This window comes from Tenacibaculum sp. Mcav3-52, from assembly GCF_022347665.1.
Classification (GTDB): Bacteria; Bacteroidota; Bacteroidia; order Flavobacteriales; family Flavobacteriaceae; genus Polaribacter; species Polaribacter mesophilus.
In genome coordinates this window covers 343,703-359,041 of sequence record NZ_JAKRGE010000003.1, presented here as the reverse complement: position 1 = coordinate 359,041, position 15,339 = coordinate 343,703, and the positions used below count along the sequence as shown (strand labels likewise).

The 15,339-nt window shown below is 31.2% G+C and carries 14 protein-coding genes and 1 pseudogene; 12 read left to right on the top strand and 3 right to left on the bottom strand.

The window, feature by feature from the left end; translation table 11 throughout:
* The first annotated feature begins 82 nt into the window (after positions 1-82).
* Positions 83-805 carry a DUF6503 family protein gene (locus MHM83_RS10790; protein ID WP_239179699.1) on the top strand — a complete coding sequence of 241 codons (723 nt, stop codon included), beginning with the start codon at positions 83-85 and terminating at the stop codon, positions 803-805.
* 37 nt (positions 806-842) lie between these two features.
* Here the strand turns inward: MHM83_RS10790 and clpB are convergent, their stop codons facing one another.
* A complete protein-coding gene (clpB, locus tag MHM83_RS10785) occupies positions 843-3,446 on the bottom strand; it encodes an ATP-dependent chaperone ClpB (RefSeq protein ID WP_239179698.1) in 2,604 nt (867 codons plus the stop codon).
* Positions 3,447-3,600: 154 nt separating this feature from the next.
* Between clpB and ytxJ the strand changes: the two genes are divergently transcribed.
* Positions 3,601-3,993: a bacillithiol system redox-active protein YtxJ gene (gene ytxJ / locus MHM83_RS10780; RefSeq protein WP_239179697.1), complete on the top strand. Its 393-nt coding sequence runs from the start codon at positions 3,601-3,603 to the stop codon at positions 3,991-3,993.
* Positions 3,994-4,064: 71 nt separating this feature from the next.
* Positions 4,065-5,621: a DEAD/DEAH box helicase gene (locus MHM83_RS10775; RefSeq protein ID WP_047788805.1), complete on the top strand. Its 1,557-nt coding sequence runs from the start codon at positions 4,065-4,067 to the stop codon at positions 5,619-5,621.
* A 66-nt stretch (positions 5,622-5,687) separates the two neighbouring features.
* On the opposite strand, the gene fahA is transcribed toward MHM83_RS10775, so the two are convergent.
* A complete protein-coding gene (gene fahA, locus MHM83_RS10770; RefSeq protein WP_047788804.1) occupies positions 5,688-6,965 on the bottom strand; it encodes a fumarylacetoacetase in 1,278 nt (425 codons plus the stop codon).
* A 171-nt stretch (positions 6,966-7,136) separates the two neighbouring features.
* On the opposite strand from fahA, the gene glyA reads away from it, so the two are divergent.
* Together glyA and MHM83_RS10760 are read left to right on the top strand one after the other, a co-directional pair.
* A complete protein-coding gene (glyA, locus tag MHM83_RS10765; RefSeq protein ID WP_047788803.1) occupies positions 7,137-8,411 on the top strand; it encodes a serine hydroxymethyltransferase in 1,275 nt (424 codons plus the stop codon).
* 176 nt (positions 8,412-8,587) lie between these two features.
* A complete protein-coding gene (locus tag MHM83_RS10760) occupies positions 8,588-9,361 on the top strand; it encodes a LamG domain-containing protein (protein ID WP_159614964.1) in 774 nt (257 codons plus the stop codon).
* Positions 9,362-9,417: 56 nt separating this feature from the next.
* Here the strand turns inward: MHM83_RS10760 and rmuC are convergent, their stop codons facing one another.
* Entirely contained in the window at positions 9,418-10,797 is a 1,380-nt protein-coding gene (gene rmuC / locus MHM83_RS10755; RefSeq protein WP_239179696.1) for a DNA recombination protein RmuC, read from the bottom strand.
* Between the two features lie 105 nt (positions 10,798-10,902).
* Here rmuC and MHM83_RS10750 point away from each other — a divergent pair, with 105 nt between their 5' ends.
* The 7 genes and pseudogenes from MHM83_RS10750 to MHM83_RS16260 form a co-directional block, all read left to right on the top strand.
* On the top strand, positions 10,903-11,454 hold the full coding sequence (locus MHM83_RS10750) for a 1-acyl-sn-glycerol-3-phosphate acyltransferase (protein WP_239179695.1): 552 nt from the start codon (positions 10,903-10,905) through the stop codon (positions 11,452-11,454).
* Positions 11,455-11,534: 80 nt separating this feature from the next.
* The gene (locus tag MHM83_RS10745) at positions 11,535-12,089 is read left to right on the top strand and encodes a DUF4251 domain-containing protein (RefSeq protein WP_167713825.1); all 555 of its coding nucleotides are present in this window, start codon (positions 11,535-11,537) and stop codon (positions 12,087-12,089) included.
* A gap of 47 nt (positions 12,090-12,136) precedes the next feature.
* A complete protein-coding gene (locus tag MHM83_RS10740) occupies positions 12,137-12,736 on the top strand; it encodes a Crp/Fnr family transcriptional regulator (protein ID WP_073184017.1) in 600 nt (199 codons plus the stop codon).
* A gap of 214 nt (positions 12,737-12,950) precedes the next feature.
* Positions 12,951-13,295 (top strand): hypothetical protein, encoded by a 345-nt coding sequence (locus MHM83_RS10735; RefSeq protein ID WP_239179694.1) that lies wholly within the window; start codon positions 12,951-12,953, stop codon positions 13,293-13,295.
* 19 nt (positions 13,296-13,314) lie between these two features.
* Positions 13,315-14,187, top strand: a complete 873-nt coding sequence (locus tag MHM83_RS10730) for a pirin family protein (protein WP_159614959.1) — start codon at positions 13,315-13,317, stop codon at positions 14,185-14,187.
* 70 nt (positions 14,188-14,257) lie between these two features.
* Positions 14,258-15,148: a pirin family protein gene (locus tag MHM83_RS10725; RefSeq protein WP_073184013.1), complete on the top strand. Its 891-nt coding sequence runs from the start codon at positions 14,258-14,260 to the stop codon at positions 15,146-15,148.
* 53 nt (positions 15,149-15,201) lie between these two features.
* Positions 15,202-15,300: pseudogene (locus tag MHM83_RS16260) on the top strand (hypothetical protein); the annotation flags it as partial.
* Between the last annotated feature and the right edge of the window lie 39 nt (positions 15,301-15,339).

Below are 15,339 nucleotides of genomic sequence, written 5' to 3'. Positions count from 1 at the left end.
TTTATGTTAAACTTAACAAGTAAAATTAATGAATACTTGTAAATTTGTTTATGATTATAATGACTAAAATAAACAACATTTTATGAGATATTTATACATTTTATTATTTTTATCAATAGTTTCTTGTAAACCAAAATTTACTGCCCAAGAAATAATTGATAAGTCAATAGCATACTCTAGGTTGAACGAAATTGGAGATGCTACAATTTCCTTTGATTTCAGAAAAAATAATTATAAAGCAGTCAGAAATAACGGTGCTTTTAAATTAGTTAGAACTATAAAAAATGACTCGGTAAGAATAAAAGATGTGTTGTCAAATGACAATTTTGAGCGTTTTGTAAATGATAGCTTAGTTGAGCTAACGGAAAAAGATGAAAATCGTTATAGAAACTCTGTAAACTCAGTTCACTATTTTTCAGTTTTACCTTTTGGATTGAATGATAAAGCTGTTCAAAAAAAGCTATTAGAATCAGTTAAAGTTAAAGGAAAAGAGTATTATAAAATTAGAATAACATTTACAGAAGAAGGAGGAGGAGATGATTTTGATGATGTATTTATATATTGGTTTGCTAAAGATAATTTTCAACTAGATTATTTAGCGTATAAATATCATACAAATGGAGGAGGAGTACGCTTTAGAGATATAAAAGAGGAAAAAATAATAAACGGAATTCGTTTTGTTGATTATAACAACTATAAACCTTTAGAAGATGGTATTGACTTTTATATCATTGATAAACTTTATGAAGAAGGTAAACTAAAAAAAGTTTCTGAAATCGTACTAAATGATATTGTAGTAAATTAAAAAAAGGGAGTTAAAAACTCCCTTTTTTTATTCAAAATTAGTTATTAACTAAATCCGATTGATTTCTAAATACCAGCTCATCATCAAAAGCATCTAGTAAAATAATACTATCAGTAGTTACTTGTCCAGATAAAATTTCTTTAGATAACTGATTTAAAACTTCTTTTTGAATAACACGTTTTACAGGACGCGCGCCAAACTCTGGTTGGTATCCCTTTATAGCTAAGTAATTGATAGCCTCATCTGTAGCGTCAAAAATAATGTTTTGTTGCGCAATCATCTTTTTAACATTATTCAATTGTAGTTTTACAATTTCTTTAATATTATTCTCTGATAATGGAGTGAACATGATAATATCGTCAATTCTATTCAAAAATTCAGGTCTTACAGATTGTTTTAATAAACCTAAAACTTCTGTTTTAGCTAAATCTATAGTAGTATCAATGTCTCCCTTCATATTATCAAATTTCTCTTGAATAATGTGGCTGCCCATATTGGAGGTCATAATAATTATGGTATTTTTAAAATCAGCAATACGTCCTTTATTATCCGTTAACCTACCTTCATCTAGTACTTGTAATAAAATATTAAAAGTATCAGGATGTGCTTTTTCAATCTCATCTAATAATACAACTGAATACGGTTTTCTTCTAACAGCTTCAGTTAGTTGTCCGCCTTCATCATATCCAACATACCCAGGAGGTGCACCAACCAATCTGCTTACTGAATGTCGTTCTTGATATTCACTCATATCAATACGTGTCATGGCATTTTCATCATCAAATAAATATTCAGCAAGAGCTTTGGCTAACTCAGTTTTACCGACTCCAGTTGTTCCCAGGAACAAGAAAGAACCAATAGGTTTGTCAGGGTTCTGTAATCCTGACCTAGAACGGCGTACAGCATCAGAAACTGCTTCAATAGCCTCTTCTTGACCAACAACACGTTTATGTAGTTCATCTTCTAGTTTTAACAACTTCTCACGCTCAGATTGTAACATTTTAGTAACAGGAACTCCGGTCCATTTAGCTACAACTTCAGCAATATCATCATAGGTTACTTCTTCTTTAATTAAAGAGTTTCCTTGTTGATTTGCTAAAATATCTTGTTGTTTATCTAGCTCTTCTTGTGCTTCTTTAATTTTACCATAACGTAATTCAGCTACTTTACCATAATCACCATTGCGCTCAGCTTTTTCAGCTTCGTGTTTATAGTTTTCTATATCAGTTTTTAAGTTCTGAATAGTATCTACAACATTTTTTTCAGATTGCCACTTGGCATTGATTTCATTACGCTCTTCCTTTAAATTAGCTAAATCGGCATTTAAAGATTTTAACTTAGTTTCATCGTTTTCACGTTTAATAGCTTCAATTTCAATTTCTAACTGCATTATTTTACGATCTAGTACATCTAATTCTTCTGGTTTAGAATTGATTTCCATACGTAATTTAGAAGCAGCTTCATCCATTAAGTCAATCGCTTTATCTGGTAAAAAACGATTGGTAATATAACGTTGGGATAATTCTACGGCTCCAATAATGGCTTCGTCTTTTATTCGAACCTTATGGTGTGTTTCATATTTATCTTTAATACCACGTAAAATAGAAATAGCACTTTCTGTATCTGGTTCATCTACCATCACTTTTTGAAAACGACGTTCTAAAGCTTTGTCTTTTTCAAAGTATTTTTGATATTCATCTAGAGTAGTAGCTCCAATAGCTCTTAATTCTCCACGTGCTAAAGCAGGTTTTAAAATATTAGCAGCATCCATTGCACCTTGACCACCACCAGCACCTACTAAAGTGTGAATTTCATCAATAAATAATACGATGTCTCCTTCAGACTTTGTTACTTCTTTTACTACAGATTTTAAACGTTCTTCAAATTCACCTTTATATTTAGCTCCAGCAATTAGTGCTCCCATGTCTAAAGAAAAAATTTGTTTTTCTTTAAGGTTTTCAGGAACGTCACCACGAATGATTCTGTGTGCTAAACCTTCAGCTATCGCAGTTTTACCTGTACCAGGCTCCCCAACTAGAATCGGGTTGTTTTTAGTTCTACGTGATAAAATTTGTAATAAACGTCTAATTTCTTCATCACGACCAATTACAGGATCTAATTTTCCGTCTTGTGCTAACTGATTTAAGTTTTTAGCATATTTATTTAAAGAATTATAAGTTTCTTCGGCACTTTGTGAGGTCACACGATTTCCTTTACGTAATTCTTCAATTGCTGCTTTTAAACTTTTTTCTGAAACACCTTGATCTTTTAAAACTTGTGCTATTTGACTTTTAGATTTAAAAATAGCTAAAATTAAATGCTCAATAGAAACATATTCATCGTTCATTTTCTTAGCAATAATAGATGCTTCATTTAATGTTTTATTAGCTTCACGAGAAAGCATTAAGTCAGCACCAGTAACTTTAGAAAAACTTTCTAATTGCTTATCTAATATTTGTTGTATAACAGTTACATTTATATTGAGTTTCTTTAAAATGAAAGGAAGTACATTTTCGTCGACTAAAAATAAAGCTTTGAAGATGTGTTCATTTTCTATAAGGTTGTTACCATAACTTTGCGCTAATTGTTGCGCTTGTTGTATGGTTTCTTGTGATTTTATTGTATAATTGTTAAAATTCATATCGTTTTTATTTTTCTCTATAAAAGTCAAATTCAATACCAATTGATTTTTTTTTAAAACAAGAGACATTTTGTCTTTAAAAATAAATTTTTTATGACTTTTTGACTGGTAGGATGATAATTAAGAACAATAATGTTATTAAAATAAGAACTTAATGGGAGTATTAAACACTATTTTTGGAAGAAAAGACAAAAATAAAGAAGGAAAAGAGTCATTTATTAACTGGACTCCATTAACATCGGTAGAGCAAATAAAGGAAATAAAAGAATTATCGAATAAACAACCAATTGCTATTTTTAAACACTCAACAAGGTGTGGAATTAGTAGTATGGTAATTAAACGTTTTGTAAACAGTTTTGATGAGGAATTAAAAGATTTTAAAGTGTATTATCTTGACTTACTTAGCTATAGAGATGTTTCTAATGAAATAGGGTATACATTTCAGGTTTTACATCAATCTCCTCAGTTGTTGGTAGTTAAAAATGGAGAAGTAATTTCGCATGCTTCTCATTACGATATTGCTCGTATTGATTTGAAAAAAATCTAAAAAAGATGCCATTTTTAATGGGATTTCCTTAAATACCTCGTATTTTTGCGTATTTCAAAATTAATAGAGATTTGAGTAACGAAACAGCAACTTCACAACCAAAGAAAGGAAAAAATCTATACGATTATCAAAAAGAAGCATTGCACAAAATTTTCAAAAGTTTTGAGAATGCCCCCGAAAATTACCATTTACTTTATCAACTACCTACAGGAGGAGGAAAGACCGTTATTTTCTCTGAAATTACACGTCAATACTTAAAACATTATCAAAAGAAAGTATTGATTATGACACACCGAATAGAGCTGTGTAAACAGACAGCAAAAATGCTTAAAGAGTTTGGTGTTGTAAATAAAATTATAGATAGTAAAGCAAGTTTAGACGATCAAAATGAGTTTGATTGCTTTGTAGCTATGGTTGAAACGTTAAACAATCGTTTGAATGACGATATGTTAGATATTTCAGATGTAGGTTTAGTAATTATTGATGAGGCACATTACAATTCTTTTACTAAACTATTTAAGTTCTTTGATAAGTCTTTTATACTGGGTGTAACTGCAACTCCTTTAAGTTCAAATATTAAGCTTCCTATGAAGGATAATTATGATGAGCTTATTGATGGGGAGAGTATTGGGGCTTTAATTCAAAATGAATATTTGGCAAAAGCCAATATTTATTCTTATAATGTAGGTTTAACTTCGTTAGAAGTAGGGGCTAATGGTGATTATACTGTAAAATCATCTGAAGATTTATATACAAATACAGATATGCTTTCAAAGCTTTTACAAGCTTATGAAGAACGGGCTAAAGGAACAAAAACCTTAATTTTTAACAATGGTATTAATACATCGTTGCATGTATATGATACGTTTAAAAGAGCTGGGTACCCAATTGCACATTTAGATAACACTAACACTAAGAAGGAACGTGATTTTATCTTAAAATGGTTTCATAAAACACCTAATGCTATAATTACTTCGGTAAGTATCTTAACAACAGGGTTTGATGAACCTTCTGTACAATCAATTATTCTTAATAGAGCAACGAAATCGTTAACATTATATTACCAAATGATTGGTCGTGGTTCTCGTATTTTACCTGGGAAATCAGAATTTAATGTAATTGATTTAGGAAACAACTTCCATCGTTTTGGACCTTGGGGTGCCGATTTAGATTGGCAAAAAATGTTTAGGGCACCTAATTTCTATCTAGACAATTTATTATCTGATGAAGAAATAGAAAGTGACTTTAAATATGAGTTACCAGCAGATGTTAAAGCAGAGTTTGCTAATTCTGAAGACCTTTATTTTGATGTTAAAAAAGTATACAGAGACACTATTCAAGGAGGAGAGTCTTCAAAAAGAGTACTGGAAAAATCAATAGAACATCATGCAAAAATGTGTGTTGAAAATAGTGAAGATGTTTTTGATGCATTGATATTAGCAAAAATGTTGGGAGGAGATATTGATGATAGAATTTTTAGATACTCAAAATGTATCTCAAAGAGTACTCATAATTTCATTGATTGGTTACAAGATGACTATCGTAAAAAATTAAATAGTTATTTACGAAATAATTTTGATGAAGTATATGAGCAAATTCATGGACATCCACCACCTGAAGATGAATAAAAATAAAAAATCCAGTTCTTTTGAACTGGATTTTTTTATGCTTATATTATTAGTAATGATAAGTATTTACTTAGCTGGTAAAATTTTACCTGAGCATTCACCAAAACCAATGCGAATTTTTTCATTTTTACAATAACCACGCATAATAACAGTATCGTTATCATTTATAAATTTACGTTCGCTACCGTCGTTTAATTTAACAGGGTTCTTACCTCTCCAAGTTAATTCTAACATTGAACCAAAGCTATCTTGAGTAGGACCAGAAATAGTACCACTACCCATCATATCACCTGCATTTACAGGACACCCATTTACTGTATGATGTGTTAATTGTTGTACCATAGTCCAATACATGTATTTAAAGTTAGAATTACACACTACAGTTTCTTCTTTACCTTCTGGTTGAATAGCCATTTGTAAATTAATATCGTAACTATCTTTTCCTTCTTTCTTTAAATAAGGTAAAGGTTCATATACTTGTTTAGGATTATCTACTCTAAAAGGCTCTAGTGCATCTAAGGTTACAATCCAAGGAGAAATTGTTGAAGCAAAATTCTTTCCTAAGAAAGGTCCTAATGGAACATATTCCCAAGCTTGAATGTCACGAGCAGACCAGTCGTTAAACAATACCAGTCCGAAGATATAATCTTCTGCTTCTTCAATAGGTATTCTATCTCCTAAGTCGTTAGCAACTGTAGTAATAAAAGCCATTTCTAATTCAAAATCTAATAATTTAGAAGGTCCAAAATTAGGTGTAGTTTCTCCTTCATTAGGACGCTGTTGCCCTATAGGACGACGAATTGGAGTACCAGATGGCACGATAGAAGAACTTCTTCCGTGATAGCCAATAGGAATTTGTAACCAGTTTGGAAGTAAGGCATTTTCAGGATCTCTAAATAAGCTCCCTACATTCGTTGCGTGTTCTTTACTAGCATAAAAATCGGTATAATCTCCTACAGCGACAGGAAGTTGCATTTCAACTTCATCCATTCTAAAGATTATTTTGTCTTTGTGCTCAGCATTATCTCTTAGCTTACTGTTTTTTACATCAAAAATATCAGCAATCCTATTACGAACTAAACGCCATGTTTTACGTCCGTCTGCAATAAAATCATTTAAGGTGTCTTGTAAGAAGATATCATCTGTTAAAGGAATTCCATCAAAATATCCTAATTGATGTAAAGCACCTAAATCAATCGCATAATCACCAATTCTTGTACCAATTGTTATGATATCATCTTTAGTTAAAAAAACCCCAAAAGGTATATTTTGAATAGGAAAATCTGAGTTTTCAGCTACAGTTAACCAAGATTTTCTATTCGGGTTATTAGCAGTTATTTCCATTTATCGTTTTTGTTATATTTTCATCAAACCTACATATTTTTTTCAATTTACCCCAAAAAGATGAGTAAAAAAAATGTGAAAGTATTTTAGCGTAAACTTCTTTAAAAATCCTTAAAAAAGGATACATAAATTTTAGTACATTTGGCTACTTTACGCAACAAAACAAACAACATGCAAAAAGATCATCAAATATTTGATTTAATTCAAGAGGAAAAAGAACGACAATTAAATGGTTTAGAATTGATTGCTTCTGAAAATTTTGTGAGTGACCAAGTAATGGAAGCTCAAGGATCAGTTTTAACAAATAAATATGCTGAAGGATACCCAGGTAAACGTTATTACGGAGGGTGTGAAGTGGTAGATATCGTTGAGCAAATTGCGATTGATAGAGCTAAAGAATTATTTGGAGCTGAGTATGTAAATGTACAGCCACACTCTGGAAGTCAGGCAAATACTGCGGTCTTTGCAGCTTGTTTACAACCAGGAGATACTATTTTAGGTTTTGACTTATCTCATGGAGGTCATTTAACACACGGTTCACCAGTTAATTTTTCAGGAAAATTATACAATCCTGTGTTCTACGGAGTGGTAAAAGAAACTGGATATATCGATTATGATCATTTAGAACAACAAGCAAAAGAGCACAAACCTAAGTTAATCATTGCTGGAGCTTCAGCGTATTCTCGTGATATTGATTTTAAAAAGTTTAGAGAAGTTGCTGATAGTGTTGGAGCTATTTTAATGGCTGATATTTCACATCCAGCAGGATTAATAGCAAAGGGTATTTTATCTGATCCACTACCACACTGTCATATAGTTACTACAACAACTCATAAAACATTACGTGGACCTCGTGGAGGAATGATTATGATTGGAAAAGATTTTGAAAATCCGTTCGGATTAAAATTAAAATCAGGAAAATTAAAGAAAATGTCTACATTGATTAACTCTGCGGTATTCCCAGGAAACCAAGGTGGACCATTAGAACATGTTATTGCAGCAAAAGCAGTTGCTTTTGGTGAAGCTTTAACAGATGAGTTCTTGGAATATCAAATTCAAGTAAAAGAAAACGCACAAGCAATGGCCAAAGCTTTTGTAGAGAAAGGATATGAAATTATTTCTGGAGGTACAGACAACCATTGTATGTTAATTGATTTACGTAACAAAAAGATTACAGGTAAAGCTGCTGAAGAAGCTTTAGGAAAAGCAGAAATAACTGTAAACAAAAATATGGTTCCTTTTGATACAGAATCACCATTTGTTACTTCTGGTATTCGTGTTGGTACTGCTGCAGTTACTACACGTGGTTTGAAAGAAGAAGATATGCAGGTAATTGTTGATTTAATAGACGAAGCATTAATGAATGCTGAGAACGAAGAAGTACTAGAAACAGTAGGAGAGAAGGTATATGATTTAATGCATAACAGACGCTTGTTTATTATGTAATATAACAATATCCTTATAAAAAGAAGGTTGTCTTGAAAGACAACCTTTTTTTATATACCTAACCCAGGTTTTGTTTTTACTCTTTATAAAGTTTTTTATACTGCTCATAAAGCCATTTCGTTTTTTTATAGGTCGTAAAACTATATTCGATATAGTTAATTTTAAACAATAAAAAAATGAAAAAAATTTACACAGTTTTAGTGTGTGTAAGCTTACTTATTGGGGCTTGTTCAAAAGATGAAGAAAATTTACCTGTAAAAGAAGTTACTCCTTTTGAAAATTTATTAAAAGACAACAATCTAATAGCTTATTACCCTTTCAATGGTTCAGCAAATGATAACAAAAACTCGTATGATGGTATTGTAAAAGACTTTGATGCTACTCAAGACAGAAAAGGAAACAACTCTAGTGCTTATAAAAGCACAACAACTTCAGCAGAAATTAGTTTTCCTGCTGCTATTCCTTTTAAAAATGAATCCTTTTCTATGAGTTTTTGGTTCAAGGTTCCTACAAACTTACATGATGCTACTTTTACTATTTTATCTAAAAGAGAAGCCTGTAGAAAAGGAGACTTTATTCAAGTAGCATATAAAAAAGGTTCGAATGAATTAACTGTTGAAATGAGATCAGACAATGTTATGACAGATTTAAATGGTTCTGCAACAGCTGATTTAGAAAATGTGAGCCCAACTAAATGGACTCATGTAGTTATCGTGAAAGATAATTCTATTAGAAAAACGACTATTTATATAAATGGAAAAGAAAAAGTAAGTACTCCATGGAGTCTTCCTGATGGAATTGTGAGCATAGATAATACTGCTAAGTTTAAAGTAGGACACTCACCATGTGTTATTTCTGGTCTTAACAACTTTATAGGCTCAATAGACGAATTAATCTTATTAAAGAAAGCTCTTACACCTCAAGAAATAAGTGTTTTGAAAAATCAATAAAAACAGTAAAAAATTAAAGGTAAAAAAAATAGGTACTCTGGTAAGAGTACCTATTTTTATTCGTCATTATCTTGAGCTCGTTCGAGAATTTTTTCAGGAAGTGCTTTTTTAGCTTTCGCTCCCATTTTCTTTAATTTTTCTACACTTGTAATTAAGTTTCCACGACCTTCTACCAACTTATTCATAGCTGCGGCATAATCGGCTTTAGTACCGTCTATTTTCTTCCCAATATTAACCAAATCAGCTAACAGCCCATGAAATTTATCGTATAAAGCACCTGCTTGTCGTGCAATTTCTAAAGCATTACGTTGTTGCTTTTCATTATTCCACATGGTATCAATAGTACGTAAGGTAGCTAATAAAGTAGTTGGAGTAACAATAACAATATTTCTTTCAAAAGCTTTATTATATAAAGTATTGTCTTCATTTAAAGCTACAGCAAAAGCTGGTTCTATTGGTACAAACAGTAGTACAAAATCAGGAGACTCTATTTTATAAATATCCTCATACTTTTTTTCTGAAAGCTGCTCAACATGTCGCTTTAATGAGTTAACATGTTCTTTTGCAAAACGCTCTTTTACAATATCGTCTTCACTACTTACATACTGTTCATAAGCAGTTAAAGATACTTTAGAATCAACCACCATTTTTTTGTTATCAGGTAAGTGAATTACGACATCGGGCATGATACGTTTACCCTCATCATTGGTAAAAGATTGTTGCACAAAGTATTCTCTGTCTTTTTCTAAGCCAGATTTTTCTAAAACACGTTCTAATACTAATTCTCCCCAATTTCCTTGGGTTTTGCTATCACCTTTTAAAGCTTTAGTTAAGTTTAATGTTTCCTTGCTCATTTGAGCATTTAACTCTTTTAACCCTAATAATTGCTCTTTTAAAGCAGAATGCATCGAAATACTTTCTTTTTGAGTGTCTTCAACCTTCTTTTCAAAAGTTTGGATTTTTTCTTGAAGTGGATTTAAAATATCCTTAATATTTTTCTTGTTCTGCTCAGTAAACTTATTCGATTTTTCATCTAGAATTTTGTTCGCTAAGTTTTCAAACTCTTTGGTAAACTTATCTTGTAGCTTTTCTATTTCTTCTTTATTTTCTTGAAGTTTTAATTGAACGTTTTTTAATTCTTCATTTTTTCTAGCTAATTCAAGAGCTGTAAACTCTTTTTCACGACGTAATTCACTATTTTCTTTAGTTTTTTCGTCTAATCTACTTAAAAAGTCTTCCTTTTGTTGAGAAAATGATTCTTCCTTTTCTTTTTTCTGAATTTCAAAATTAGCTTGATGGTTTTGTAGGGTTACAATCTCTTTTTCTAAATCAGAAGTTTGTTGTTTAAACTTCAATTTAGAGAGTAAGTTTCCGATAACAAACCCAATTAGTAAGGTACTAATAGCAATTAAAATAAGTAAAAGAGTGGTATTCATTAGAATAAATAAAAGTTAATTAAGTGAACAAATATAGGACAAGATAGGTTAAAATTATTTGATTTTTGTAAGGAAAACCGTATCATTGACCTTTATACCTAGTAAATGATATCTAAATTTATATTTCACAAAGTTTTAGGCTGGAAGGTAGTTGGAGATTTTCCAAGAGACTTAAAAAAATATGTTGTTATTGGAGCTCCACACACGAGCTGGAAAGACTTTCCAATTGCTATTTTAGCGAGGAATACTATTGGTGTAAGAGTCAACTTTATAGGTAAAGCATCGTTATTCAAACCTCCTTTTGGGTTTATTTTTAGAGCTTTAGGAGGTGCTCCTGTTGATAGAAGTAAAAGCACGAATAAGGTTGATGCTATTGTAGCTGTTTTTAATCAGCATGAAGAATTCCGTTTAGCGTTATCTCCAGAAGGAACTCGTGCTAAAGTAACCTCATGGAAAACTGGATTTTATTACATCGCAAAAGGGGCCAATGTACCTGTGGTTATGTTTGCTTTCGATTTTAAAAACAAACAAATTATTATAGCGCCTCCTTATTACTTAACAGATGATATGAACGCTGATATGAATCATTTTTATGATTTTTATAGAGATATTAAAGGAGCAAAACCGGATCTGTTCTCTGTACCTAATAAAGAGTAAAACAAACGTTAAATAGTCTTGTTTTCTTGAAAGTTTTACGATATTTAAGTATCTTGTAAAAGGTTTAAAAACAGTAAAGTATGAAAAGATTTGTTTTTTTTATTAGTATGATTTTTTTACTACTTAGTTGTGCATCTTCTAAAAACATAACTCAGTCAGAAATAGATAACTTAAACGCTCTTATAGAAAGTAAAACTTTTGAAATAGAATCAGAGTGGGCTGAACCAATGGTTACAAATGCAATGGCACAAATAGCTAATGCAGGTTTGTTACCTATAGGAAGTAACGCTGGAAACATTAATTTAGTAGGAAATAGTAATTTTTTCAAAATGAAAAAAGATACTGTTGCAGCCTATTTACCATATTTTGGAGAGCGACAAATGGGAGGTTCTTATGGAAGTACAGATATTGGAATTGAATTTGAAGGAACTCCTGAAGATTTAGTTGTATCAGAAGATAAAGAGAATAGTTACAAAATTAGTTTTAAAATAAAGGATAAAAATACAACAACTGAAAACTATAATGTTATAGTTAGAGTATATCCTAGCTTATCGAGTACCATTTATGTAAATAGTACGCAGAAAAATTCAATTAGATATAGAGGTAAGGTACTTAAAACTTCAGAAGAAAAGTAAAATATTGTATATAATACTGTATTTTTAGTAGCTCATTACATCAATGTATGGAGCTACCAAACTTTAAAAAGTATCTTATTGAAAAAGGAGGATTATCAGAAGATGATTACCTTCAAATGCAATCGTTTATTTCTTTAAAAAACGTTTCTAAAAGTGATTTTTTATTAAAAGAAGGAGATGTGTGTTCACATTTCTTTTTTGTAGAAAAAGGTTTGTTACGTTTATATGCCCTAAATGAAGAGGGAAAAGAAAATATTTTACAGTTTGCTACTGAAAATTGGATTGTAAGTGATAGAGGTAGTGTATATTTTCAAGAACCATCAACATATTATATTGACGCTGTAGAAGATACATTAGTTATAATGTTAGACGAGGACTTTATTAATAAAGTGTCAAAAATAAATACTGATTTTAGAAGAAAAAATGAGCATTTGTTACAAAAACATATTCGTCAATTATACAAACGTATTAGTCAACTACTTGGAGCTTCAGCAAAAAGACGTTATTTAGATTTTGTAAAGATGTATCCAGATATTATGTTACGAGTTCCGCAATGGATGATAGCTTCTTACTTAGGAATAACTCCAGAAAGCTTGAGTCGTGTTCGTAAATCACTTGCTGAAGAAAACTTCAAACCAAATAATTAAGATACGAGTTATGATTGTTTATTTACGGTTGTTAGATAATCGTAATTCGTTCTTACCATAGGTCAATGCATACCTTTTTTTGTTGCCGTAATTTTACAGTGAAATAAAAAGTGGAGATTAACTCACTTAATATTTCAGAAAAAGTAAACTCAATTAATTTCGATGTTAAGCATCGAATAATTAATCCCATTTAATGGGTAAAAAAGGATTTATCATGAGACATTTAAAAACATTAGTTGTAACAAAAAATACAACAAAACCCAAAATTTTGAATTGGCAAGTTTCAACTGTTCCTGATGTCGAAACAGCCATTGAAAAATTACACCAACAAACATATAAGGTTTTAGCTATTTCTAAAGACACTAAAGAGATAGAAAAAACCAAACTGCAAAAGATTATTACAGTATTATTTCCTGAAGCAATTATTGTTGAATACAAAGATGAAACAGCGCTTTCAGAAAGCGTTAAACAAGGGTATTGGTCTAAAAATAAACCAGAAATACAACGTAATTATTTTGATAATTCATTTGAAATGGAATTAGCCGCTAGTTTAAATTAATTAAAGAAAGGAAGTTAAAATGAAAACAAGAAGTATAGAAAAGATAGTAAAACCAGGAACTCCACATTTTGTAGGAGATGGATTTAGAGTTCATAATTTTATACCAGGAAGCTCAACGATGCAACGTATGGATCCATTTATTATGTTAGATTATAATTCAAAATATAATTTTCCTCCAACTGATAAACCAAAAGGAGTGGGAGTACATCCGCACAGAGGTTTTGAAACCGTAACGATTGCCTATAAAGGACGTGTTGAGCATGGTGATAGTGCAGGTGGAGGTGGAATTATAGGTGAAGGAGACGTACAATGGATGACAGCGGCTTCAGGAGTTTTACACAAAGAGTTTCATGAAACCGAATGGAGTAAAACAGGAGGAGAGTTTCAAATGGTACAATTATGGGTAAATTTACCGGCTAAGGATAAAATGAGTTCGCCAAAATATCAAGCAATTGCTAATGCAGAAATGGCTAAAATACCTTTAGCAGATGGAGGAGGAGAAATAGAGGTAATTGCAGGAGAGTATAAAGGAAATAAAGGACCTGCATTTACATTTTCGCCTGTAAATATGTTTAATGTAAAGTTGAAGAAAGGAATAAAAACACAGTTAACCTTTCCTAAAAACTATACTACTGCTATTTTATCAGTTGAAGGTAGTGTTAAAGTGAATGAATCAAACAATATTTTAGAGGATTACTTTGCATTATTCAAAAATGACGGAGATACTTTTACTTTAGAGGCTTTAGAAGATGCTATAATTTTAGTATTAAGCGGAGAGCCTTTAAACGAACCTATTGCGGCACACGGTCCGTTTGTAATGAATACTAAACAAGAGTTAATAGAAGCATTTCAAGACTTCAATACTGGAAAGTTTGGTTATTTAGAAGATTAACAATAACTTTAAAAGGCAACTCTTCGGTTTAGAGTTGCTTTTTTTGATTAAATCCTTAATAGGTATAAAAATGTCTAACACGAAACTAATAATTGAAGAGCGAGCAGCAAATATTGGTAATTTTCTAGTAGGTCGCTTGTTGCCATTTCGGCAAAAACGAATGGTAGGTCCTTTTATTTTTATCGACCATATGGGACCAGTAAAACTTACCGAAAATGATAATTTAGATGTTGATATGCATCCTCACATAGGTATATCAACTCTTACTTTTTTGTTTGAAGGAGCTATAGTACACCGTGATAGTATAGGAACTGAAATTGAAATAACTCCAGGAGCTGTAAATTGGATGACAGCAGGAAAAGGAGTAGTACATACAGAAAGAACTCCTAAAAGATTAAGGAATTCAACTAAGAAGCTTCATGGGTTACAAATATGGGTAGCTTTACCTTTAAGTGAAGAGCAATGTGAACCTTCTTTTACACATGTTTCCGAAAATGAAATTCCTAATTGGGAAGATGAAGGAGTTCAGTTTAAGCTCATCGCAGGAAAAGCGTTTGGAAAGCAATCTCCTGTTCCAGTATATAGTCCACTGTTTTTTATAGAAATTAAATCGAGTGAGAAGAAAACAATTACTATAGGAGAACATTTGTTTGGTGAAAGTGCCTTATATATTTTAGAAGGAAGTATTATTAGTGATGGACATACTTATGAGTCCAAAAAATTATTAGTAGCAAAAGACAGTACCTTGTGTTCTTTTGAAATTACAGCAAATTCTACTGTTTATATTTTTGGAGGAGAGCCATTTCCAGAAGAACGCTTTATAGAGTGGAATTTTGTGGCTTCTAATAAAGAATTGATAGAGCAAGCTAAAGAAAACTGGAAAAATAATAAGTTTCCTTCTGTACAAAACGAGACTGAACGAATCCTCTTACCAGAACAAAGACGTTTTGGGAGGAGTTAATAGTGTAATAAACAAAAAACATATGAAAACAGGTAGATTAAGAAGCATTTAACAATGGTGTTTTAGCTATTCTAATTACCATTATGTCAGTAGAAATTAAAGCTCCAGAAGATACTACATTTAAAGGACTATTAGCTCCCGTATTTATATAAGTTAGAAGTTCTTATGGAAAAGTAATTCAAAAAAATATG